Below are 24,041 nucleotides of genomic sequence, written 5' to 3' on the forward strand. Positions count from 1 at the left end.
TCGCTATGCGTTTGCATCGCTTATCTAAATGAGGGAAGTGATACTGCGGATGAAGCCCCCTCATCTATAATAAAATACAAAATAACTAATCTGCCTAAGCTAATGTTAATTTTGAGTACTTTTTAAAACCATATTTTTGTCGTTACCATTATTACTAGTAACACCATTTATTTTTAATCTACCCCTTACAACTAATGCAACAGCAACTCGGTAAAAATGCTTTAGACCTAAAAGAATACCATACCCTTGTACAAAACATTGGTATAGGTATAGTAAAGCAAGATAAAGAGGGGCGAATAATAGTTGCCAACAATGCTGCATTAAACATGCTTGGGCTTACCGAAGAACAAATGATGGGTATTACTTCTATAGACCCAAGTTGGAATGTGATACATGAAGATGGTACTGATTTTCCTGGCAATACTCACCCAACTTACATTGTGATGACTACTCATAAGCCTGTAAACGACGTAGTGATGGGTGTATACAGGCCAAAAACAAGCGATAGAGTTTGGATTTTGGTAAACGCAGCACCTCATTTTAATGAAAACGGTAGTTTTGAATATGCTTTCTGTACGTTTACCGATATATCGGCCTACAAAAAAGTACAAGACGAGTTGGTGGCTAAGAACAATATTTTACACAGTATTAATGAGTTCTCAATAGATATTGTGTCTGTATTAAATGAACATGGTAACCACGTTTATGCAAGTAAATCTGCTACAACCATTTCAGGATATAGTAACCAAGAATTGATGCAAATAAATGCAATTGAACTAGTACCAGAAAACGATAAAATGCTAATGCAAGGCATACTAAATACGGTACGTACTAAAGGGCAATTAAAAAATATTTTAGGCAAACTTTTATGTAAAGATGGTAGCACTAAATATATATCGTGGAGCTTGCAGTGGGATGAAATAGCCAAACTGATATATGTAAATGGTAGCGATAAAACCTCGGTGGTAAAAAAATCAAAGATTTCGAAAATAGAACGTGCGTATAACGAGCATCAAATACGTAATTTAATTTTTACAGCCGAAGAACAAAAGCGCAATAGCATAAGCTATGAGCTACACGAGAATGTGGGGCAAATAATTGCAACCGTAAAAATGTACCTAGATAGCTATGAGAAAAGTGCCGAAGAAACAACCTTGCAAGAATCTAAAGACTTGTTATCTGTTTGTATAGATGAATTAAGAGCCATTACCTATCTTAACTCTATACCTAAATTTAATGAAGTAGGCTTTGTAAATGCAATAGATATATTACTACAATTGCAGTTTAAAAAGCAAGAAGTTGTACATGCATTAGATATTGGTGTAAACGAAGCAACCATTAGCGATAGTAATAAAATAAATATCTACAGATTAATACAACTGTGGCTTAGCCACATTGCACAAAAGGAAGGTTTGGTATCTGTACTAGTAAATATTTCAGTAAACGATGAGGTACTTGCATTGCAAATAACCGATGAAGTAAGTAACCCATTTTTTAATCATACAGACCATTTAAGCCCAGATATAACGCCCATAAAAGAAAGACTAAACATTATAGGTGGTACAATGTTTTTGCAGCCATCAGTAGATAACAAGTGTTTCACAATTACTTTTTTACTAAAAAAATAGACAGACTAACCAAACAAATCGCTACTTAAATATCTATCGCCACGGTCGCAGCAAATAAACACAATTACGCCACTTTCTAATTCTTGTGCAAGTTTAATGGCTGCCCAAGCAGCGCCACCGCTACTCATGCCGCCAAAAATGCCTTCTTCTTTTGCAAGCCTTCTAGCCATATTTGTTGCATCTTCTTGCGATACATCAATGGTTCTATCTACTTTACTGGCGTCAAATATTTTAGGTAAATATTCAGCAGGCCAGCGTCTAATACCAGGTATTGAAGCATTTTCTGTAGGTTGGCAACCTACTAGTTGAATATTAGGATTTTGTTCTTTTAAAAACATAGATGTACCCATAATAGTACCTGTAGTACCCATACTGCTTACAAAGTGAGTAACCTGTCCGTTGGTATCTCGCCAAAGCTCTGGCCCTGTGGTTTTGTAGTGGGCTAAATAATTATCAGGATTGGCAAATTGATTTAATAAAAAATACTCACCACTTGCACCTTTTTCTTCAGCATAATCACGGCAAGCTTCAATATTATCAAGTAAAGTTACTTTAGCCCCAAAAGCTTCCATAGTAAGGGTACGCTCTCTTGTAGAGTTTGATGGCATTACCAGTTCAATAGGAATTTTATACATGCTTGCAATCATGGCCAATGCAATACCAGTGTTGCCGCTAGTTGCTTCTATTAGTTTGCTATTGCTATTAATATCGCCACGTTCTATGGCGCTACGTATCATATTTAGTGCCGCTCTGTCTTTAACACTACCACCAGGATTATTGCCTTCTAGCTTCGCAAATATTGTAACGTTTGGGTTGGGATTAATGTATTGTAATTCCGCCATTGGCGTATTGCCTACTAAGTCTATAATGCTTGCCATTGTTGCTTATTTTGTATCAAAATAATTGATAAATAATCATTGATACTGCAATGTACCCATAGCAGAAAGAATACTTTTACTGAAAGTGGAATTGTTGGTTTAAACCATTGTTAAGATTACCTGAACTCAATTTTACAATTCATATTTTTTAGCTAACAACCCACTCAGCCCGTAAGTAATTAAAATAATACTTACAGAGCTGATAGGCATTAAAATGGCAGCTACCAATGGCGATAACGTGCCTAACAAAGCAAAGTAGAGGCCGACGATATTGTACAATAATGACAATATAAAACTTGCGATTATTATTTTTTTGCTGCCTTTGGCAAAGCTGATAAATTGAGGTAATCTAGAAAATTGGCTAGCATCTAAAATGCCATCAGATGCTGGCGTAAAATTGTTATTGCCTTCAGTAATGGCTATGCCCACATTGCTTTGTTTTAAAGCACCCGCATCGTTTAGGCCATCACCTATCATTAACACCTTTTCTTTTTTTACGCTTTGCAAATGTTGTATGTAGGCTAGTTTGTCATCAGGTTTTTGGTTAAATAAAATTTCATTGTCTTCACCCAAAATACCTTGAAGATTTTGCAATTCAGCATTGTTATCGCCACTAATAATAGATACTGGAAAACTAGCTTTTAAGTTTTGTAGCAATTTTTTTAATCCAAAGCGGTAGCTATTTACAATAGAAAAATGCCCAACAATATTGTTTTCGATTTTTATAAACAAAGTAGCCGCATCGTAGTGATGATTGCCCGCATATTGTACAAAACTGGCAGAGCCAAGTAGAATATGTTTATCATTAATCCAACCCTCAATGCCTTTGCCTACCACGTTTTTAAAGTGTGCCACAGGCTGATGATTGGTAATAGAAAAGTAGCTTAACACGGCTTTGCTTAAAGGATGGTTTGACTGTGCTAATAGTGAAGCAACAGCCATTTCATCATCAGAAGATAATTTGTAGCCAGTATAGCTTACACGTACTTGTTTGTTTTGCGTAAGCGTCCCAGTTTTATCAAACACAATATGGTTTACGCTAGCCAAATCTTCTATCACATCAGGATGGCGGATATAGAATTTATTACGAGTTAAAATGCGTAGAATATTACCATTGGTAAAAGTTGCCGATAGTAATAAAGCACATGGGCAAGCTACAATTAGTACTGTGGTTAAAGCGTTCCACATTAGTTGTGGCTGACCTTGTAAAAACCAATACGTAGCAGCAAAACCACTTAATGATAGCAATACAATTGTAAAGTATTTGCTTACAGCATCTATAAACGATGTTTGTTGTTTTTGTTGCTTAAACACATCTTTATTCCACAAACTTGTAAGGTAGCTTTGGGCAACTTCTTTTACAACTATCAATTCTATTCTTTCGCCCAATTGTTTGCCACCTGCATACACAATTTCACCCACTTCTTTCGGTACAGGTACACTTTCGCCACTTACAAAACTGTAATCAATAGCCGCTTTGCCTTTTGATAAAATAGCATCAGCAGGTACAATTTCGTTGTCATAAACTTGTATTACGTCATCTACTTTTAGCTCGTTTATTGGTACAGAAATAAAGCCTTTTTCACGCTGTACATTTACCGCAATAGGAAAGAAGCTGGTAAAATCTCTATCAAAGGAAATAGACTGATAGGTGCGTTGCTGCACCAAACGACCTAGCAACATAAAGAACACAATACCACTCATGCTATCTAAATAGCCACCACCATGGTTAATAAAAATTTCGTACATGCTTCTACAAAAGGTAATGGCTATAGCTAAAGCAATAGGGGCATCTATATTTAAGTATTTTTTGCGCAAGCCTTGCAATGCCAGCACAAAAAAATCGGTAGCGCAATACAATAATACAGGCAACGATAATAGCACTGTTACGTACCTAAAAATGCCTGCCATTTGTACATCAAATAAATGCCCTGTAGCAAAGTATTCAGGTAGGCTCATCATCATAATATTGGCAAAGCAAAAACCTGCAATGCCAATTTTGTACAACTGTTGTTTGTTAAGAGATTTAGGGTTGGGATTCTCAAGGTTTAGTAGGCTGATGTGGGGCTCGTATCCTATAGTGGTAAAGGTTTCTACCACTTTTCGTAAGGTTGTTTTTTGATTGTCAAATACCACAAATGCTTCCTTCTTCATAAAGTTTACCCTGCAAGAAATGATGCCGTCGTTTATGCGGTTACTATTTTCTAACAGCCATAGGCAACTGCTGCAATGCATTTGTGGTAAATACAGCGTTACATTGGTTTGCTTACCATCAGTAAAACTGATTAACTTCTGCACAATAGCCACATCGTCTAGAAATGAAAACTTATCAGCACGTACTGTTATTTTTTGTGCAATACCAGGATTGGTGTTTAAGTCGTAATAACTACACAGGCCTTTGCTATTCAATATTTCATACACCATTTTACAGCCTTCACAGCAAAAGTGGTGGTCGTGTGCAACGATGGGTTTGCTATTACAATTATCACCACAGTGGTAGCAGGCTATATCTAACTTATTTTGTACCATGTAAATGATTTAAGTAGCTAGATAATTTATCTTGATTCGCTAGTGTGTTGTTTGCTTTTGCAAAACAGGTGCAGGTTTTATTCCACTTGCCAAGCATGTTGTGCCAAGCTTCTTTTTCTGGAAAAAACGAGTCATTAAATACAAAAATAACTGCGTGTATAGGATGGCTTTTTTGAAGTTTTAACGCTTCAGCTTCTAACTCAATTTCGTTAATCAGGTTCTTAATCAGCGCTTCTTTCTTTTGCGTTAATATCTGTAGCTCGTAAATATTTACCGAAGGTTTAAAGTCTGGATTGTCTTTGGTATTAAATACCAATTGTACCGATGGGAAAACCAGCTTCACCTCATAGTTTCTCAGCGATTCAAACTGATGCTGTAAGTTTTCTACCAACTCAAATAGTAACGATAAACGATGACTGTTTGGATCTTTTTCGTTGTATTTATGCAGCTCTGCAAATTGGTCGGCAATAAACGGATATAGTTTTTGCCCGATTTTAGCAATAGCGTTTTCGGCAGTAGAAGCATGGGTACACATATCAGATACTTTTATGCAAATCTGATGTGATACGCTTAGCTTATCTATGACAGTTACAGAAGCAAAACATGATTTTTATCATGTTTTTTCTAGTAGGAGAGATTGGCGGTTTTAGACAGTTTATCGTAATTGATAATTTTTATCTTTTTACCTGTTAGTTCAATGATTTTACCTGTGTTAAATTCAGATAATAATCTGATAGTACTTTCGGTAGAAGTGCCTACAAAGTCAGCAATTTCTTCGCGGCTTAGTTGTACGTTGATGGTTTGACCATCTTTTTCGTAGCCATATGTTGCTTTTAAAAATAGTAAAGCTTCAGCTACACGTTCACGTACATTTTTTTGTGAAAGTGACACTATATGATCTTCTGCGGTTTTTAAATCGTCGCTAATTTTTTTAAACAAGGCAAAGCACAATTTATTGTTACTCATTGCCAAGTTCATAAAATAGGATTTATCTACTATGCAAATGTTGCTATCTTCTAAAGCTATGGCATTACAGTGGTAGCGATCGTTTGACAGTAGTGAACGATAGCCAATAATATCTCCGCCCTTTACCAAACGTAAAATTTGCTCTTTGCCATCAGGCCCAGAAGTAGATAATTTAATTTTACCATTGCTTACACAGAATAATCCTAAAGGCAATCCATTTTCGGAAAAAATAACTTGCCCTTTTTTAAAATTGGTACAAGACTTATTGAGATTAAGTTCTTCAAGATTTTCCTTATCTAAAATTGAAAAAAATGAATGTGTTGCTTTTGCACAAACAGCGCAAGAGGGTGAAAATTCGTTTTGATTCAATCTCATGAGATAATTTTTAACAAATGGTTTAACAAAATTAACAAATAATACAGCAATCGATAAACTGATTTCTCTAAAACCTTATTATAGCTTACAAAAACGGTGCTTGTGAAGTATTATTATTTTGTATTTCCCGAAATCACTACAACAATTTCACCTTTTACGGTTTTTGCTTTAAAATACGCAGCAACTTCTTGCAAACTACCACGTTTATTTTCCTCAAATAGTTTGGTCAATTCTCTTGTTACACTACATTGCCTATCAGGACCAAAATATACGGCAAATTCTTCTAAAGATTTTACTAGTCGCATGGGGCTTTCGTAAATAATGATGGTTCTTTCTTCTAAAGCCAGTTGTTTCAACTTGGTTTGCCTTCCTTTTTTTAGCGGCAAAAAACCTTCAAAAACAAAGCTATCAGTAGGTAAGCCACTATTTACCAAAGCAGGTACAAAAGCAGTAGCACCTGGTAGGCATTCAACTTTTACATCGTGTTTTATGCATTCACGAACTAGAAAAAATGCAGGGTCGCTAATGGCAGGAGTGCCGGCATCGGTAATTAATGCAAATACTTTACCTGCTTGCATTTGGTCTACCAAGTGTGTGGCTACTTTATGCTCATTGTGTTGATGGTAAGGCGATAAAGGCTTCTTTATATTGTAGTGGTTTAAAAGCCTAGATGATGTTCTTGTATCCTCACACAAAATTACATCCACACTTTGCAATACCTCTATTGCACGAAATGTAATGTCTTTTAAATTACCTAAAGGTGTGGGAACAAGGTACAAGCCCCTTAAATTCCCCGAAGGGGAACTTTTTGAAGCATCTTCTTCATCAGACAATACAATATTTCCTGTGGTAGCCATTATTTCATTTCTATTAAAATTTCCTTCTAGGGAATAAGGGCTTCTATCTCAAAATATTCCATCACTGCATTTGCTAATAATTTTTTACTTGCTTCTTCTGCAATCGCTTTTGCGGCTGCTTCGCTGTCTGCTTCAATTTGTAAGGTAATGTGCTTGCCCACACGTACATCTTGTACCGATGTTAAACCAAGGTTTGATAAGCCACTTAATACGGCTTTACCTTGTGGGTCTAACAAATTTTTTAATGGCATTACCTTAATTTGAATATTGTATATCATGATTTTAATGGTTTGAAAACTAACGATACAATTACGTAGGCTGCAAATGTAATAGGTACAGCCATCCAATTGAAAAATAATGCTGACACAATTGCTACAGCAGCTATGATAATAAATGGAACAAAGCTTTTTAGCGTAGCATTTTTAAACTTTAAAGCTAGCATTGGTAGGGTAGAAACCATTAAATAGCTTATAGCAAGTACCACTGCATACCAAAACCATTTGTTAACTAGAATACTCACAGTTTCTGCCCTAAAAACATCTGAAAACTGTGCTATTTTAGACCATTTGTTACCTAGAATTTCTAAAAGCCATCCTTTGTTATCAACCCAAAATATTAATGGAAAAGCGGCAATTAACAACCCAGCAGCAGGTATTGGTACACCTTTAAAACCATAAGATTGTTCGGTATCAATATTAAATCTTGCCAAACGATAAGCCCCTGCACAAGGCAAGATAAACGCAGGCATTAGCCACAGCGTATTAATATCTAAGCCATTTGCTTGCTGCGCAAAACTTAAACGCAAAAACTGATACACAATCATACCGGGCGCAACACCAAAGCTTACTACATCAGCAAGGCTATCTAGTTGCTTACCTAATTCTGAAGGTACTTTTAATAGCCTTGCTACAAAGCCATCAAAAAAATCTACTACGGCTGCAATAGCTATAAACAAGCTAGCCATTACTATTTTCTCAGGAATAATCACCAAACTGTTATCTGTAGAAATGGTTAAGCCTGTTTGAACCGTGGCAATAATAGCCAAGCAACCAAAAAAGAGGTTTAGTAAAGTGAAAATGTTGGGGATTTGTTGTTTCATAATAAGTCGATAGTCCATGGCCCACAGACCATAGTGATTTATTCTTTTATTGAGTTGATTAGTGATTGCAGCATTTTTACCAAAGTTTCAATCTGCAAATAAAATTTGTTAAAATCATCATCGTTCATGTAGCTTCTACGTTTTGCAAGAAATAAACACCCAACTACTTCTAAAGCTGACCTATTGGCAATTCTCAAAAACCTTTTAAACTCTAAATTACTTAAGCCTGTAGAACCTTCAACAATATTTAAAGAAACTGAGTCCGCAGCTCTTTTAATTTGACTTGACAATGAATAGAGTTCGTGCTTAGGAAAAGTGAGAGCCAGCTTATCAATATCATCAGCCAAGTCAAGTGATGCTTGCCAAACTTTTAAATTCTCAAACTTAAATGCCATGTTATCTTTATTATACAGTTTATTACTCGCTGCTACCATGGTCTATGGTCTGTCGTCTATGGTCTTGCTCTCATTAATTTTTCTATCTCCTCTACCGTAATTGGTATATTTTTCATTAAATCAATGTTGCCGTTTTTGGTAATCCACAAGTTGTTTTCTATGCGAATACCCATTTGTTCTTCTTCTATATAAATGCCTGGCTCTACTGTAAACACCATACCTGCTTTTATAGGTTCGGTACGTGTGCCAAGGTCATGTACATCTATACCTAAATGGTGCGAAATACCGTGGTACAAATATTTTCTGTAGGCCATATTGTCTTTGTCTTGGTTTTTGATATCAGCCTTGGTAAGCAAACCAATTTTTACAAACTGTTTCGTAGCTTCTTCACCTACTTTATCTGTATAGTCAAGTATGGTAATGCCTGGTTTTAAAAGGCTTTTAGCGTAATTGTGTAAATGCAAGCAAGTATTGTACACTTCTTTTTGGCGCTTGCTAAACTTGCCATTTACAGGTATTGTTCTTGTTAAATCGGCACAGTAGCCACCATATTCTGCACCAAAATCCATCAATATCAGTTCGCCGTCTTTACACGCTTGATTGTTACTTACATAATGTAGAGTTCTTGCTCTATCACCACTTGCTATAATGCTGCCGTAAGCCTCGCCTGTAGCACGATTGCGCAAAAACTCATGCATAATTTCTGCTTCAATTTCGTATTCCATTACACCCGGTTTTACAAACCTACATACACGTTCAAATGTTTTTTGGGTAATGTCTATGGCTGTTTGTAATACCTCTACTTCTTCTTTGGTTTTTATACCACGCAATGCCTTCATCAACTTTGCTGCACGCAAGTAGTTGTGCAAAGGATAGCGGCTTTTCATCTCATCAATAAAGCGATAATCACGGCTGCGTACAAGGCTTGCTTTTCTATCGTTCTCGTTACTATTTAGGTAAATATTATCTGCCAAATGCACCCATGTTTGCAGCAATGCATCTATACTATCTAGCCAAATAATGGTTTGTATACCAGAAATAGCAGTGGCCTCATTAGCACGAAGGCGCTTGCCATCCCATTTTTCCTTTAGTTCATTTGGGCGCACCAAAACCAACACTTCACGGTATTTTTCATCATAGCAATCAGGATATAAAATCACCATGCTATCTTCTTGTTCTACACCACTTAGCCAGTACAAGTCGCTGTTTTGCTTAAACTTATGAATGGCATCACCATTGCTAGGAAACTCATCGTTGCTTACAAAAATGGCAATGCTATTTGGCTGCATTTCTTTAGCAAAGCGCTTACGATTATTAATAAAAATATTCGGATTAAGAGGTAGATATTTCATTTACAACAGTTTAGAGGTTGCAATATACGTAGAGACGCCATGCGTGGCGTCTCTACGTATTAAATGTTTGGCGTCTCTACCCATTATTTCTTCCAGCCCCATTCTCTTTTTACGCCCTTGTGTGTATCGGGGTAATTGGCTTCTATCAACAGTAGTAAGGCTTTTAATACTTTGGTGAGTTGCTTTTTAAGATCATTTTTGGTGGCTACTTTACCACTTACGGTGCTATCAATGGTATTAGCTGTTTCTAGAGCCGTTTTATAATCGGCTGCAATAGTTGCCCAAAAGGTTTTACCATATTCTTCATTGTCAAAACCATCTTTAGTAATAGCTGCTTGCATGAGTGCTAAGGCTTCCAAGCGACTATTTCTATCAAATGGTAAGCGATAGTTTTTACCTTCTTTTACTATGCCGTAGCGGCTAAACTCTGCAACAGCATTAGCTTTTTTAAATTGCTTTTCTATATACACTTTCACTTCGGTTACTGCATCGTTTATTTGTTTGTCTAGCTTTTTTAATTGATTGGTAACTGATGAGCGACCACCACCTGTAGATTGCCTTTGGCTAAGTACGGTACGATAGGTTTGTGCCGTAGTGGCAAATTCAGATTGGGTAACCCATAGCAAATTAATTTTTGGTTGTGTAGCCCAAGTAGTAGCCACGGTTTCTACTGTGTGTAAAAAATCTACATCTTTTGCAGGAATGTTAGATGTGGTAGATGCAGTAGTAGAAGTGGTGGTGGCTGAACCTGTTGCATTCGTTGCATCTGGATGCATTTGTTTTTGTTTGATTGTCATAGCTGTAATAATTTAAATGATTGGATAGTCTAAATTATTACTTCTTTATTTTTATACAAAAAAGAAAGCTATTAATGCATTGTTAAAATAGATAAATTGGTATTAAAAATGCCCCGTAGTACATTTTTAGTAGTGAAATGCGTTACGGGGCAGTCACTTTGTTAATTTCTATTTAAAAAGTATATCACGGGGCATTCCCGTAATAGATATTTTTTGCAAAATGGACTGTGGGGCAATCCCGTAAGGTAGTTTTGGTTTGGAAATGTATTGCGGGGAGCTGTATAGAAATTTCGTATAAATTATATGGTACTATAAAAATGTTAGTAGCTATTAGTAGATTTAAGCTTCTACTTTTGTATTAGCCGCAATTATTGAATATTATTTTACCAAGGTTAAGAACAATAAATATATAATGGGAGTAATTAAAATATCAAAAGATAAATTTTATGAGCATAATGTGCTAAAAAATGGTATGGCCAATATTTTTGGAACGGAAGAAAGTTGGTTTGAAGCGGAAGAAAGTAATTTGCTTGCAACAGTTTTAAGAGATAAAATTGACAACGATTGGTCTTATGTAATTCTTGCAAAAAATGGTAATAATGAATATTCTGCAATTGACTTGGCTGTCTCTTTACATTCACAAAAAAGTGCGGAAATAGAGTTAGTTGGAAAATTAGTATTATCAAATGAGACAGGCGAGTACAAAGAACAATTCTATTCTGAAGATGTAAAAATAGATAAGAATGAACAAAAGATAGTAATTACTGATATTAATGAAGAAGTAAAAAAGTATTTAAGTAAACATCCAGAAAAACTTTATGAAATAAGCCCAAGAAAATTTGAAGAACTGGTTGCAAGTATTTTAGAAGATATGGGGCTAAGTGTTGAACTAACACAAGCAACAAGAGATGGAGGTAGTGACATTATCGCACAAATAAAAAATTCACTAACTAGTTTTCTAATTCTTGTAGAGTGTAAAAGATACGCACCTGACAATAAGGTGAATGTTTCTATTGTAAGAAGCGTTGCAGGTGTACATCTTTTAAAGGAGCCCGCAAAAAGTATAATTGTTACTACGAGTACATTTACTAGAGATGCACAAGAAGAAGCAAAACAGTTTCGAGGGAAACTAGAATTAAAAGATTATGAGAATTTAAAAGAATGGCTAAAAGCATATAGATAAAATAAGCTAACATTTTCTAGCACATCGATGCTGTTCTCTTCGACTTTCAAACTCTTACAACCCACAGCCTTCCTTTCTTCTCGTATCAATAATGTATTGAATTTTCCAAACGTTATTTTGTTTTACCAATACAAAATTGTTGACACCGCAATGGCTAAAATTACCGTTGTAATAGAATTGGTAAGGCGTCCAAACATTGGCCAAAGCACCATCTATGTGTACGTTGCCAAAAGTGATGCGTTCATCGGCTGCGCCTTTTGGTAGCTGTGCTATTTGCTTGGCAAAATCTGCAATGGCTTCGTTACGTACCACTGTTTTACCTTGTTTGTTTGTAACGATGGTTTGTAGCAAAGCGCTATCGGCAAAGCAACTATTAAGTAAAGCCGCATCAGATGTTTTCATGGCGGTAAATAATTGTGTTACGGCAGCTTTTACGGCTGTTTCTTCGGTTGGGTTTTGTGCTTGTGCAATAAATACAAAGGCAGCAAAAAATAGGGTAGTGATGAATTGTTTCATGGCTAGTTTGTTATGATATTGTAATACAATTATTGTGGCAAGCTTTCTAGTAAAGCCATTACCAAAGTAGCGGCATTTTTAGCAGCAATGTCATAAAAATGTTTTACATCTGTTGCTGCTTTGCTATTGGCATTATCACTCAAACTTCTGATGACTAAAAATGGCGTTTGTTGTTGCCAACAAACTTGTGCCACCGCAGCGCCTTCCATTTCGGTAGCGGCTGCATGCAGTTGGTAGCGTAGTTGTTGGTTCAGCTTTTCAGACGATACAAATACATCGCCTGTAACAATAATGCCGCTTTTAATAATCGGTAAAAAATTGCTATCGCCTCGTTGTACTTTTTCTAACTGCACTGTTTTAGCTACGGCCATCGCCTTTTTAACCAAACTTGAATCACAATTAAAATACAAAGGATTTGGTTGCATCGTTACAGGATGTTTGGTAGGATTGTACACCATGCCAGTATCTGTAACTGCACCAAAATCATGATAGGTAAGGGTAGTGCCAATCACAATATCGCCAGGCTGTAACGTACTATCTACACCGCCTGCAATACCAGAAAATACAATGCTTTGCGGCTTAAAATGTTCTAGCATTAACGTGGTGGTAATAGCTGCATTTACCTTACCAATACCAGTTTGTGCTAGCACTACTTGTTTGCCACGCAATAATCCTTTGGTAAAATGTATTTGCTGAATGATGGTATCTGAAGGCTGTACCAATTGTTGTTTTAGCAATACCAATTCTGGTGGAAAAGCACCCAAAATACCAATTACTTTTTGCGCCTTAACGCTAGCAATACACAATACTAAACTTAGAAAGAATGCTATTAAATGTTTCATACGGATGATTTAAAAAATAAGTGCTGCAATAGCAAAAGCATCAATAAGCCACATGGCTAATGATATGTTCTTGAATTTACCTGCTGCTATTTGCAAAGTAGTATAACTTAAAAAGCCCCAAATAATGCCTTGTGTAATAGAATACGTGAAAGGAATAAGTACCATCGCAATAAAAGCTGGCACGGCTTCTTCCATAGCTAGCCAATTAATTTTTACCACAGGCTTCATCATAAACACGCCTACTAAAACCAAAGCCGGTGCGGTAGCAATAGCTGGTACTGCACTAATTAATGGCGATAAAAATAGAAACGGTAAAAACAAAATAGCACCTGTAATGGCAGTAACACCTGTGCGTCCACCAGCTTCAATGCCTACAGCAGATTCTATATAAGCTGTACCAGGGCTACTACCTAATAAGCCTGCAATGGTGGTAGAAAAAGCATCAACTAGCAAAGACTGTTTTAGGTTACGAGGTTCGCCAGAAGCATCCATCAAATCTGCCGCTTCGGCAAGACCTACAAAAGTGGAAAGGCTATCAAACAAATCAGTAAATACAAAAGCAAATATTACTGGTAGCATGCTGTATTGTAACGAATGCACTATATCTAGCTTAAAGAGCAAACTAAAATCTGGCATGGCGACAATACCATTGAAATTGATGATGGTATTTGTGCCGCCCCAATATCTACCAATTGGCCAAGCCAATACACTAGTTGCAATAATGCCAATGATGATGCCGCCTTTTACTTTTTTAAGTAACAAGATGGCTGTAATAGCAAGTCCAATTAAAAAGGTAATAACTGGTGCTGATAATGTACCGATGCCAACAATGGTTGCAGGATTAGCTACAATAAACTTTGCATTTACAAAACCAATCAACGTAATAAACAAACCAATACCAGCAGCAATTGCATAACGCAAAGTTTTAGGGATGGCTTTTACAATGTAAGTGCGAATATTGAATACTGATAATAATAAGAAAATAATACCTGACCAAAAAACTGCACCCAAGGCTACAGTATAACTCACTTTTAAAGTAAGCACAGCGGTGAATGTGAAAAAGGCATTTAGCCCCATACCTGGTGCTACCAAAATAGGGTTACGTGCATATAAACCCATGAGTAAACTGCTGAAAAACGATACCAGTACTGTAGCAGTAAGCACCGCTGAAAACGACATACCTGCTTGACTTAAAATAGACGGATTAACAACTATGATATAAGCTGTTGCTAAAAAAGAAGAAATACCAGCCAATATTTCTGTAGATAGAGAAACAGGCTTTTTATCTTGTAACGCAAATGACTGCATAGCAATTAGGTGGTTTGCTCAAAGATAAGTGCGAAGGGCTTATGATAAAGCTGATGTAACTCAATGACAACACCGAAGTATTGATGCTTCGGGGACTTTATTTCTTTGTGAATTTTTCTTTCTTTAGATATTTTGCAATAGATGTCAAAATACAGATAAATGATAATAACATAGTAAAGACTGATGAAACATCTGCTCTTATCTAAACTTTGGGATTCCCTCGGTATCTTCATTAAGAGTAGAAAGTTTTGATGGATAAATTATTTTATATTGCCATTGTCACAAAAAAAGCAACTATAAATGCTCGATAATTAATAATCAATTTTGAACTTTTGAATTGGAAGTTGCACCAATAAGAGAGTTGATAGAAATTTTTCAAAATATGCTTCCTTATACCTCAGCTAAAACAGGCACATTTGATTTCTCATATTTTATTGATGAAATTAATGGCAAGTTTAAGTTTCCTAATTATAATAGAGATAATAGAAAGTTCCTTGTAAAAATTAAGGACAAGACTAAATATGCTAGCTACTATTATAGTGGATATTCTCAAAATGAAAGAGAAAGATTCACTTTTTCAGACTTTGAAAAAATATTTTTACCACCAGAAGTCGAAGTTGAATCCTTTGAAGAATTTATTGAAAAAATAAATGAAAAGAAATTCGACAACAAAATTGGAAAGGGCTCATCATTATTCCTCTTCAGTTTATTTGAGGAGTATTTAATTGAAGAAGATATTGAAGTTAATTCTTACTGGACAATGAACAATTCAGTAGCTGAGTTTTATCAAAAATTTGGTTATTTAAAAATTCAAGATAAAGCAGTTACAAAGGAGGAATACTTAAATGACATGACTCTAAACTCGTTGACAAATCTTGCCTTTAAACTAAATATCGAACCTCGTAAAAGTAAAAAATCATTGCTTAATCAATTACATAATACAGATTTTATCATCCCTTTGGTCAAGGTTGTTCCAACTAATAAAACGAAAATGTATTGGACAACTTTTGTTGAATTATACCTCAGTGAATTTAAAGCAAATCTTGAGAGGTTTCATCCATTATATATTGAGTCAATTTTAAATGAAGCTATTTATATAAATGATGATAATTCCATTGTCGAAAGAAAAATTATGGAAATCAAAGAGTCAAGGTATTGGAACGATAGACTTGAAACAAAATTTATTAAAAATTGATACCCAAAATGGTTCAGCATCCCATTGTTTCCCATGCTTATCATGTTCTGCAAGGAATGTGGATGAGTTGATAAATGATAAATCAAAGTGAATTCAGATGAATAATTTGCCCTTATCTAGACTTTGGGATGCCCTCAGGAATATCCCCGAATAGCGGGTTAAATTTGCAATTAACTTAGATTGAAAATGTATTTAAATGACGCCAAATAGAATTAACAAAGATGTATTGACGCTACTTACAATCATTAACTCACCGAGCGAGCCGATATTTATGAGAGTTGAAGCCGAACCAGGCGTGATGATAAGTGATTGCTTTCCTTCTGTTTTAAGAAAAGCAGAAACTTGCGGGGGCAAAATGATTATGGGATGGCAAATTTGGCAGACAAATAATCTTATCGAAGCAGAAGCTCATGCAGTTTGGGAAGATTTAAATGGTAATCTAAAAGATATTACACCAAAAAATAATGGTGCTAGAAGAATACTTTTTGTTGCTGACCCAAAGTTAAAATACGATAATAAACAGATTCAAAATATCAGGCTAAATACAACTACTAATCCTTTAGTTGATGATTTAATCAAAGTATGCGAAGCAATATTTGCTTTTGAAAATAGAGGTGAAAGAGCCAATTTACTTAGCTTCAACTTGACTAATGAACAAGCGATTCATTTGAATTATTTATACGAACTTAAAACAATGATACTTTGTATTTTGAAAATGAAGGGTACTAGAAATTCACGTTGTGTTTGTGGTAATAATCTTCCATTTATATTGTGTCATGGCAAAAATTTTGAAAAAATGATTTTAAAAAATATTTAATTTTTTTTGAAATCAAACGCTCTTCAATAATATCTTTTTCCTTTAAATATTACAGCCTTCCTTTCTTCTTGTATCAATAATGTATAGAATTTTCACTTTAGTTACATAAAACAAAACATCCTTAAAGCCTTTGGCTTTAAGGATGTTTTAAACACAAAATATAAAAGCTTATAAAAATTTCAATACTTCTGCACCCATAGCTGCTGTGCCTAAAATTTTGTCAGCCGGTGTGGTAGCGTCGGCAATGTCACGAGTTCTGTAACCTTCTTTCAATACTTTGTCTACAGCGCTAATTACCAATTCTGACTCTTCTTTAAGACCGAAAGAAATATCTAACAACAAAGCAGCCGATAAAATTGAAGCCAAAGGATTAGCAACACCTTTACCAGTAATGTCGTGTGCAGAACCATGAATAGGCTCGTAAACACCCGTGCCATCACCAATAGACGCAGACGCTAGCATGCCCATAGAGCCTGCAATTTGAGAGGCTTCATCGGTTAAAATATCACCAAATAAATTGGCTGTAACTACTACATCAAATTGCTTTGGATCTTTAATCAACATCATAGCACAAGAGTCAACAAACTGGTGTGTTACTTCAACCTCAGGATATTCTAAAGCAACTTTTTGTACCACTTCACGCCACAAACGACTGGTTTCTAAAACGTTGGCTTTATCAACCGACATTAGTTTTTTGCCACGTGTCATAGCTGCATCAAATGCTTTACGAGCAATACGTTCTACTTCAAAACGGCTATATTCAGCTACGTCAAAAGCAGTATCGTTATTGTTTTTGCGACCTTTTTCGCCGAAGTAAATATCACCTGTTAATTCACGGAAGAATAAAATATCAGCACCTTTTAAAATTTCTGGTTTAATGCTAGAAGCACCTAACAATTCATCGAATAATTTGATAGGACGTAAGTTGGCATACAAGCCAAGTTCTTTACGCATTTTCAATAAACCTTGCTCTGGACGTACTTTAGCAGTAGGGTCGTTATCGTATTTTGGATGACCAACCGCACCAAATAAAATAGCGTCAGAGGCTTTCATTTTTACCAAAGTTTCGTCTGGTAAAGGATTGCCAGTCGCTTCAATGGCAACGTGGCCAATTAAGGCATCATCGTATGTAAACTCATGGTTGAATTTAGCAGCTATTTTGTCTAAAACTTGCTTACCTACAGCAGTTACTTCCTGACCAATACCATCACCAGGAACGATTAAGATGTGTTTTTTCATTTTTTCTTTTGAGGCAAAGAGGCAGAAAGGCAGAAAGGCAAAGAGTTGATCTAAGCGACTAACAAATGTCTCTTTTATTTTAGTTTTTGAATAATGGTGTATAAAATTTTATCAACTTCAATACTTAGGTTAAATACTTTATTAAAGCTTTCTTGTGTAATATAATTTAGGTCTAAAGCAATTTGAATTTGTGTTTGCAATTCGTACAGAGAGCCATTTGCTATTTGTAAAAAACGTTTGTAATCACCAGTTGAATTTCTACCATAACCTTCTGCAATATTGCTTGGTATAGAAACGGCACATTTACGTATTTGACTTGTTAAACCATAGATTTCTTCTTGCGGAAAAACTTGACTTGTAAGGTAAATATCCTTTACTAATGTCATTGCTTTTTGCCAAACAATTAAGTCTCTATATGATTTAATTGGTGTCATTTGTATACTTTTTTTACTTTCTGTCTTACATCTTCCTGCCTCCTTGCCTTACACCTCTTTGCCTTCTAAATTATGTTGAGCATTTTCTGCGTTGCTTTAATAGCTGCTACTGTTTGGTCGCTATCAAGGCCACGGGTTTTAAACTCTTTGCCATTGTGTAGCCATGTAATAATGGTTTCGCACAAAGCATCTGATTTACCACCAGGAGGAATACGAACGGTATAATCTGTTAATAGTGGTAATTCCAATTTTTTGAGTTTATATATTTTTTGCAAAGCATTTACAAAGGCATCGTACTGACCATCGCCTTGTGCATGTTCTTCAAATATTTCGTTACTAATACTGATTCTTAATGTTACTGATGGACGTAAATCTTTTGAATGTGTGAGTACATAATTATCAATCTGTACTTTTTCTTCAATGGTGTTACTATCTAAAATATCAGAAATGATATAGGGCAAATCAGCCTGCGTAACCATTTCTTTTCTGTCACCCAATTCAATAATACGTTGGGTAACTTTCTTCAAATCTTCATCAGATAATTGAATGCCTAGTTGCTGTAAATTGTTTTCAATATTGGCTTTACCGCTTGTTTTGCCCAAAGCATATTTACGCTGACGGCCAAAACGTTCAGGCATTAAATCATTAAAATACAAGTTGTTTTTCTTGTCGCCATCTGCATGAATACCAGCTGTTTGGGTAAATACATTTTCACCCACAATTGGCTGATTAGGCGATACACGAAAGCCAGAAAAAGTTTCAACCAACTTGCTTACAGAATACAACGATTTTTCAACCACCGATGTTTTTATATTCTTTACAAAATCATTCAATACCGCAACAGTACTAGATAATGACGCATTACCAGCTCTTTCGCCCATACCATTAACAGTAAGATGCAAACCATGAATACCAGCTTTAACAGCGGCTAAAACATTTGCTGTACCTAAGTCATAATCGTTATGACCATGAAAATCGAAGTGCGTATTTGGATATCTGTTGACTATCTCGCTTATAAATTCACTTACTTCTGAAGGAATTAAAACGCCCAAAGTATCAGGTAATAAAATGCGCTTAACAGGTTGTTGCGTTAAAAAGTCAAGGTATTGAAAAACGTAGTCTTTAGAGTTACGCATACCATTGCTCCAATCTTCTAAATACACGTTGCAAGTAATGCCTTTGCTATTGGCTAAAGCAATCACAGCAGCTATTTCATCAAAATGTTGCTGTGGTGTTTTCTTCAATTGGTGCGTTAAATGATTCAGCGAACCTTTGGTTAATAAGTTCATCACTTTTGCGCCAGCTTCTACCATCCAATTAATAGAGGTTTCACCATCAACAAAAGTGAGTACTTCTACTTTATCAATAAAGCCATTAGCAGTAGCCCAATTCGTAATTTTTTTTACGGCTAAAAATTCGCCTTCTGAAACACGTGCAGAAGCAATTTCAATTCTATCTACTTTGACCTCTGTTAGTAGTAATTGTGCAATCGTTAATTTTTCTGAAGCAGAAAAGGATACACCACTCGTTTGTTCACCATCGCGTAGCGTGGTATCCATTATTTCTATGTGACGCCCCGCCCCTAAAGGGTGATTTCTTTTTTTATCGCTCATTTATTGGATAAATTTTTATTCACAAAACCCACTTTTATATCCCCTTTAGGGGCAGGGGGCTAGTATGCTGAATTGGCTGCGAAAGTTTTAATCTCGTCTTTCATGGCTTGTAGATAATCAATATCATCAAAACCATTGAGCATATTGTGTTTTTTGTAACCATTAATAGCAAAAGATTCAGACTCGCCAGTAGCTAAAATAGTAATGGTTTGTTCTGGTAAGTTTACTTCTAATTGTGCATTTGGGTCAGCCTCAATAGCAGTGAATATTTTTACTAAAAATTCATCACTTACAGTAACTGGTAAAATGCCAATGTTTAAAGCGTTGCCTTTAAAAATATCAGCAAAAAAGCTTGAAACTACGCAACGAAATCCGTAGTCGTAAATTGCCCAAGCAGCATGTTCACGGCTACTACCGCTACCAAAGTTTTTGCCACCTACTAATATTTTGCCCGAGTAAATAGGATTGTTTAAAACGAAATCTTGCTTTGGTGTTTCGTCGTTATTGTAGCGCCAATCTCTAAAAAGATTATCGCCAAAACCTTCACGCTTAGTAGCTTTTAAGAAACGTGCAGGAATAATTTGATCAGTATCTACGTTTTCTATTGGTAAAGGAACCGCAGAACTTGTAAGAACAGTGAATTTATCGTAAGCCATGATAATTATTTTTGCCCCCAGCCCCTAAAGGGGTGTAGTATTTTTTCAATTTAATATTTATAAAAAACTTTTTTCTCTTTCCCCCTTTAGGGGTAAGGGGTTTACATTAACTCTCTAGGATCTGTAACAACACCTGTAACAGCAGCAGCAGCAGCCACTAATGGACTAGCCAAAAGCGTTCTGCTTCCTGGGCCTTGACGACCTTCGAAGTTTCTGTTGCTAGTGCTTACCGCATATTTACCAGCAGGAATTTTATCATCGTTCATTGCCAAACATGCTGAACAACCCGGCTGACGTAATTGAAAACCAGCTTCGTTTAACACATCTAAAATACCTTCTTCTTTAATTTGCGCTTCTACAATATGGCTACCTGGCACTAACCAAGCAGTAATATTATCAGCTTTTTGTTTACCTTTTACAATACTTGCAAATGCTCTAAAATCTTCAATACGACCATTGGTACAGCTACCTAAGAACACATAATCAACCTGCTTACCAATGATTTTTTCATCTTCGGCAAAGCCCATGTAAGCCAATGATTTTTTATAAGATGCTGCACCGTCTTTAACAGTGGCAGCCATGGGAATATTTTTGCTAATACCAGTACCTAAACCAGGGTTTGTACCATAAGTAATTTGTGGTTCTATTTGGTCAGCAGTAAATGTTAACTCTAAATCAAACTGTGCATCAGCATCGGTTTTTAAGGTTTTCCAATGTGCTACCGCTTTATCCCAAGCATCGCCTTTTGGTGCTTTTTCTCTACCTTTTAAATAATTGAAAGTGGTTTCATCTGGCGCAATCATACCGCCACGAGCACCCATTTCTATAGATAAGTTACAAACCGTCATTCTTCCTTCCATGCTCATTTGCTCAAATACTTCACCTGCAAACTCAATGAAATAGCCTGTGGCACCACTTGCAGAAATTTGCGATAAAATGAACAAAGGCACATCTTTTGGCGAAACACCTTTACCTAATTGGCCATTAATAGTAATGCGCATTTTTTTAGGCTTTGGCTGCATAATACATTGAGAAGACAATACCATTTCTACCTCAGAAGTACCAATACCAAAGGCAATAGCACCGAAAGCACCGTGTGTAGAGGTGTGAGAATCCCCACAAACGATGGTCATGCCTGGTAACGTAATACCATTTTCTGGCCCTACAACGTGTACAATACCATTTTTAGGATTGTTTAAACCCCAATGCGAAATACCATATTTAGCAGCATTTGTTTCTAATGCTTTTAATTGATTAGCCGATAATGGATCTTCAACAGGTAAGTGTTGATTGATAGTAGGTGTGTTATGGTCAGCGGTAGCAAAGGTTCTAGCAGGAAACATCACACCGATATTTCTTGTTTCTAAACCTAAAAACGCAACCGGGCTGGTTACTTCGTGAATAAAATGACGGTCGATAAAAAACACATCTGGGCCATCTTCAATTTTACGTACAACGTGGGCATCCCACACTTTATCAAACAATGTACTAGCCATAAAGCTTTTGTTTATTTATTAAAAATAGTTTGTAAATATCAGTAATTTTTTGTTTTTGGTAAGTAAATAGAACAAAAGCCTACGTATCGCTTCTATCATTTACAAATACCTTTTTCTTACTCGCTTACAAAAGTAAAGTGTTGAAGCATGACAAAAACATACTTATTTTGTCAATTATCAATACTTAATAGGTATTTATGGAAATAAGGCACCTCAAATATTTTTTGACTTTAGCAGATGAATTGAGTTTTGTAAAGGCATCAGAGAAATTATTTATTTCTCAACCGCCATTGAGCCGTCAGATAAAAGAATTAGAAGACGAGTTAGGGGCAAAATTATTTGACAGAAATAGTAAAAAAGTAGAACTAACACAAGCTGGCAAATACTTTAAGGAAGAAGTGACAATACTGCTAGATAATTTGGATAGAATAAAACTAAAAACCCAGAAGATTAGTAATAATATTAGTGGTGAATTTAGGATTGCCTACATCAGTTCTACGTTTTCTGGTGATATTGCTGAGCTAATTAAGTTCTTGTCTAGCAAATATCCTTTTGTAAATTTTAGTTTGTACGAAGTGCCTACAGCAAGGCAAATTAGTGACTTAGAGCAAGGAAAACTAGACTTAGGTATTATTCGTGCACCACTAAAATCGCCTAAAATTGCTACCGATTTATGGTTTAGGGATAGTTTTTCGGTAGTGTTTAATAAGCAATTGGTACAGCTTGACACGGAACAAGATATAGAGAAACTAAAGGACGAGACTTTTGTATTTTTTAATAAAGATTACGCACCACATTATTATGAGTTGCTACTAGAAATATGTGCCACTTATGGTTTTGTACCCAAAGTAGTACATGAATCCAACAATATATCGTCTATCATTCAGTTGGTTAAAAATGGGTTGGGATCATCTATTGTACCCACAAATATTTTAAAAAGCCACAACTATTCAGAGTTAGGATTTATTGAATTGAAGAAAGGTAATTTGTTTACCGATGTATTAATAGCTACACCAAAAGATGATGATTCTGAAATAGCCAAAGCAGCTATTGGCTTTTTGCTGCGGTAAATAAAAAAGCTCTCTTAAAAGTTTAATTCTAAGAGAGCTTTGAAGTATTGTAGCGTAATGGTTTCTAGATCAATTCAACTTTTTCCATCACGTCACCAGCTTTTATTTGGTCTACCACTTCTATACCATCAATTACTTTACCAAAGCAAGTGTGTACACCATCTAAATGGCTAGTGTTATTACGGCTGTGGCAAATGAAAAACTGTGAGCCGCCAGTGTCTTTACCACGATGCGCCATAGACAATACGCCACGGTCGTGGTATTGTTTATCACCTTTTGTTTCGCATTTAATTGAGTAACCCGGCCCGCCAGTACCATTACCAATAGGGCAGCCACCCTGTATCATAAAATCTGGTATTACTCTATGAAATTTAATGCCATTGTAAAACCCTTCGCTGATTAGTTTCTTAAAATTCTCAACAGCAATTGGTGCTGCATCGTCGTACAATTCAAATGTTATTACACCCTTAGCGGTAGTAATAGTACCTTTTGTTAAAGTTGTTTCGCTCATGTCAATATCAAATTAGCTAGCGAAAGTAATGGTTTATGGTTATTGTGTGGGGGCGTTTGCCCTGGTGCTTCAATAATCATAAGATATGGTATTCAAAATGCTTAGATGCTATGAATACTAACTTTTGATGTACTTTCTTTTGTTTACTATTTAATGATTATTTTTAGCATGTAAATATTAGTTATGCCAACCATTTCTATGTTTTTCGGAATAATTAACGCAAGTTGCTAGTTATAAAATAAGTGAGCATCGAAAAGAGTTTAAAAGTTACCACACTCATCAAAC

24 protein-coding genes are annotated in these 24,041 nt (G+C 35.7%); 5 read left to right on the top strand and 19 right to left on the bottom strand.

The window, feature by feature from the left end:
• Positions 1-194 precede the first annotated feature (194 nt).
• On the top strand, positions 195-1,628 hold the full coding sequence (locus ACT9TX_RS14365; RefSeq protein ID WP_481339264.1) for a PAS domain-containing sensor histidine kinase: 1,434 nt from the start codon (positions 195-197) through the stop codon (positions 1,626-1,628).
• Between the two features lie 5 nt (positions 1,629-1,633).
• Here the strand turns inward: ACT9TX_RS14365 and cysM are convergent, their stop codons facing one another.
• From cysM to ACT9TX_RS14415, 10 genes are all read right to left on the bottom strand, one after another.
• Positions 1,634-2,506 carry a cysteine synthase CysM gene (gene cysM / locus ACT9TX_RS14370; protein ID WP_481339266.1) on the bottom strand — a complete coding sequence of 291 codons (873 nt, stop codon included), beginning with the start codon at positions 2,504-2,506 and terminating at the stop codon, positions 1,634-1,636.
• A gap of 132 nt (positions 2,507-2,638) precedes the next feature.
• Positions 2,639-5,035, bottom strand: coding sequence for a heavy metal translocating P-type ATPase (locus tag ACT9TX_RS14375; RefSeq protein ID WP_481339268.1), 2,397 nt, complete (start codon positions 5,033-5,035; stop codon positions 2,639-2,641).
• Entirely contained in the window at positions 5,022-5,570 is a 549-nt protein-coding gene (locus ACT9TX_RS14380) for a hypothetical protein (protein ID WP_481339270.1), read from the bottom strand. The genes ACT9TX_RS14375 and ACT9TX_RS14380 overlap by 14 nt, the downstream gene beginning before the upstream one ends.
• Positions 5,571-5,659: 89 nt before the next feature.
• Positions 5,660-6,376 carry a Crp/Fnr family transcriptional regulator gene (locus tag ACT9TX_RS14385; protein ID WP_481339272.1) on the bottom strand — a complete coding sequence of 239 codons (717 nt, stop codon included), beginning with the start codon at positions 6,374-6,376 and terminating at the stop codon, positions 5,660-5,662.
• Positions 6,377-6,489: 113 nt separating this feature from the next.
• Positions 6,490-7,233, bottom strand: a complete 744-nt coding sequence (gene rsmI, locus ACT9TX_RS14390) for a 16S rRNA (cytidine(1402)-2'-O)-methyltransferase (RefSeq protein ID WP_481339273.1) — start codon at positions 7,231-7,233, stop codon at positions 6,490-6,492.
• Between the two features lie 26 nt (positions 7,234-7,259).
• The gene (gene purS / locus ACT9TX_RS14395; protein WP_481339275.1) at positions 7,260-7,511 is read right to left on the bottom strand and encodes a phosphoribosylformylglycinamidine synthase subunit PurS; all 252 of its coding nucleotides are present in this window, start codon (positions 7,509-7,511) and stop codon (positions 7,260-7,262) included.
• Positions 7,508-8,332: a CDP-alcohol phosphatidyltransferase family protein gene (locus ACT9TX_RS14400; protein WP_481339276.1), complete on the bottom strand. Its 825-nt coding sequence runs from the start codon at positions 8,330-8,332 to the stop codon at positions 7,508-7,510. The genes purS and ACT9TX_RS14400 overlap by 4 nt, the downstream gene beginning before the upstream one ends.
• 38 nt (positions 8,333-8,370) lie before the next feature.
• Positions 8,371-8,727, bottom strand: coding sequence for a four helix bundle protein (locus ACT9TX_RS14405; RefSeq protein ID WP_481339277.1), 357 nt, complete (start codon positions 8,725-8,727; stop codon positions 8,371-8,373).
• 56 nt (positions 8,728-8,783) lie between these two features.
• On the bottom strand, positions 8,784-10,079 hold the full coding sequence (locus ACT9TX_RS14410) for an aminopeptidase P family protein (protein WP_481339279.1): 1,296 nt from the start codon (positions 10,077-10,079) through the stop codon (positions 8,784-8,786).
• Positions 10,080-10,162: 83 nt separating this feature from the next.
• Complete coding sequence (locus ACT9TX_RS14415) at positions 10,163-10,876, bottom strand: hypothetical protein (RefSeq protein WP_481339281.1); 714 nt, start codon at positions 10,874-10,876, stop codon at positions 10,163-10,165.
• A 412-nt stretch (positions 10,877-11,288) separates the two neighbouring features.
• Here ACT9TX_RS14415 and ACT9TX_RS14420 point away from each other — a divergent pair, with 412 nt between their 5' ends.
• Positions 11,289-12,059 (top strand): restriction endonuclease, encoded by a 771-nt coding sequence (locus ACT9TX_RS14420; protein WP_481339283.1) that lies wholly within the window; start codon positions 11,289-11,291, stop codon positions 12,057-12,059.
• A 54-nt stretch (positions 12,060-12,113) separates the two neighbouring features.
• Here ACT9TX_RS14420 and ACT9TX_RS14425 read toward each other — a convergent pair whose 3' ends face one another.
• From ACT9TX_RS14425 to ACT9TX_RS14435, 3 genes are read right to left on the bottom strand one after another with little or no spacing between them, the layout of a single operon-like run.
• Entirely contained in the window at positions 12,114-12,575 is a 462-nt protein-coding gene (locus tag ACT9TX_RS14425; RefSeq protein ID WP_481339285.1) for a nuclear transport factor 2 family protein, read from the bottom strand.
• A gap of 29 nt (positions 12,576-12,604) precedes the next feature.
• Positions 12,605-13,417 (bottom strand): 5'-methylthioadenosine/adenosylhomocysteine nucleosidase, encoded by an 813-nt coding sequence (locus ACT9TX_RS14430; protein ID WP_481339287.1) that lies wholly within the window; start codon positions 13,415-13,417, stop codon positions 12,605-12,607.
• A 9-nt stretch (positions 13,418-13,426) separates the two neighbouring features.
• Complete coding sequence (locus tag ACT9TX_RS14435) at positions 13,427-14,725, bottom strand: NCS2 family permease (protein ID WP_481339289.1); 1,299 nt, start codon at positions 14,723-14,725, stop codon at positions 13,427-13,429.
• A 337-nt stretch (positions 14,726-15,062) separates the two neighbouring features.
• Between ACT9TX_RS14435 and ACT9TX_RS14440 the strand changes: the two genes are divergently transcribed.
• Entirely contained in the window at positions 15,063-15,920 is an 858-nt protein-coding gene (locus ACT9TX_RS14440) for a hypothetical protein (protein ID WP_481339291.1), read from the top strand.
• Positions 15,921-16,116: 196 nt separating this feature from the next.
• On the top strand, positions 16,117-16,737 hold the full coding sequence (locus tag ACT9TX_RS14445; RefSeq protein ID WP_481339293.1) for a hypothetical protein: 621 nt from the start codon (positions 16,117-16,119) through the stop codon (positions 16,735-16,737).
• A 168-nt stretch (positions 16,738-16,905) separates the two neighbouring features.
• On the opposite strand, the gene leuB is transcribed toward ACT9TX_RS14445, so the two are convergent.
• The 5 genes from leuB to leuC all read right to left on the bottom strand — a co-directional run bounded on the left by leuB (position 16,906) and on the right by leuC (position 22,175).
• Positions 16,906-17,976 (bottom strand): 3-isopropylmalate dehydrogenase, encoded by a 1,071-nt coding sequence (leuB, locus tag ACT9TX_RS14450; RefSeq protein WP_481339295.1) that lies wholly within the window; start codon positions 17,974-17,976, stop codon positions 16,906-16,908.
• 74 nt (positions 17,977-18,050) lie between these two features.
• The gene (locus tag ACT9TX_RS14455) at positions 18,051-18,410 is read right to left on the bottom strand and encodes a four helix bundle protein (protein ID WP_481339297.1); all 360 of its coding nucleotides are present in this window, start codon (positions 18,408-18,410) and stop codon (positions 18,051-18,053) included.
• A 65-nt stretch (positions 18,411-18,475) separates the two neighbouring features.
• Positions 18,476-20,023 (bottom strand): alpha-isopropylmalate synthase regulatory domain-containing protein, encoded by a 1,548-nt coding sequence (locus ACT9TX_RS14460; RefSeq protein WP_481339299.1) that lies wholly within the window; start codon positions 20,021-20,023, stop codon positions 18,476-18,478.
• A gap of 59 nt (positions 20,024-20,082) precedes the next feature.
• Complete coding sequence (gene leuD / locus ACT9TX_RS14465) at positions 20,083-20,679, bottom strand: 3-isopropylmalate dehydratase small subunit (protein ID WP_481339301.1); 597 nt, start codon at positions 20,677-20,679, stop codon at positions 20,083-20,085.
• Positions 20,680-20,780: 101 nt separating this feature from the next.
• The gene (gene leuC, locus ACT9TX_RS14470) at positions 20,781-22,175 is read right to left on the bottom strand and encodes a 3-isopropylmalate dehydratase large subunit (RefSeq protein ID WP_481339303.1); all 1,395 of its coding nucleotides are present in this window, start codon (positions 22,173-22,175) and stop codon (positions 20,781-20,783) included.
• Between the two features lie 197 nt (positions 22,176-22,372).
• Between leuC and ACT9TX_RS14475 the strand changes: the two genes are divergently transcribed.
• A complete protein-coding gene (locus tag ACT9TX_RS14475; protein WP_481339305.1) occupies positions 22,373-23,245 on the top strand; it encodes a LysR family transcriptional regulator in 873 nt (290 codons plus the stop codon).
• Between the two features lie 64 nt (positions 23,246-23,309).
• On the opposite strand, the gene ACT9TX_RS14480 is transcribed toward ACT9TX_RS14475, so the two are convergent.
• Positions 23,310-23,756 carry a peptidylprolyl isomerase gene (locus tag ACT9TX_RS14480; RefSeq protein WP_481339307.1) on the bottom strand — a complete coding sequence of 149 codons (447 nt, stop codon included), beginning with the start codon at positions 23,754-23,756 and terminating at the stop codon, positions 23,310-23,312.
• Positions 23,757-24,041 lie beyond the last annotated feature (285 nt).

It is taken from the genome of Parasediminibacterium sp. HNIBRBA5674 (assembly GCF_056745525.1).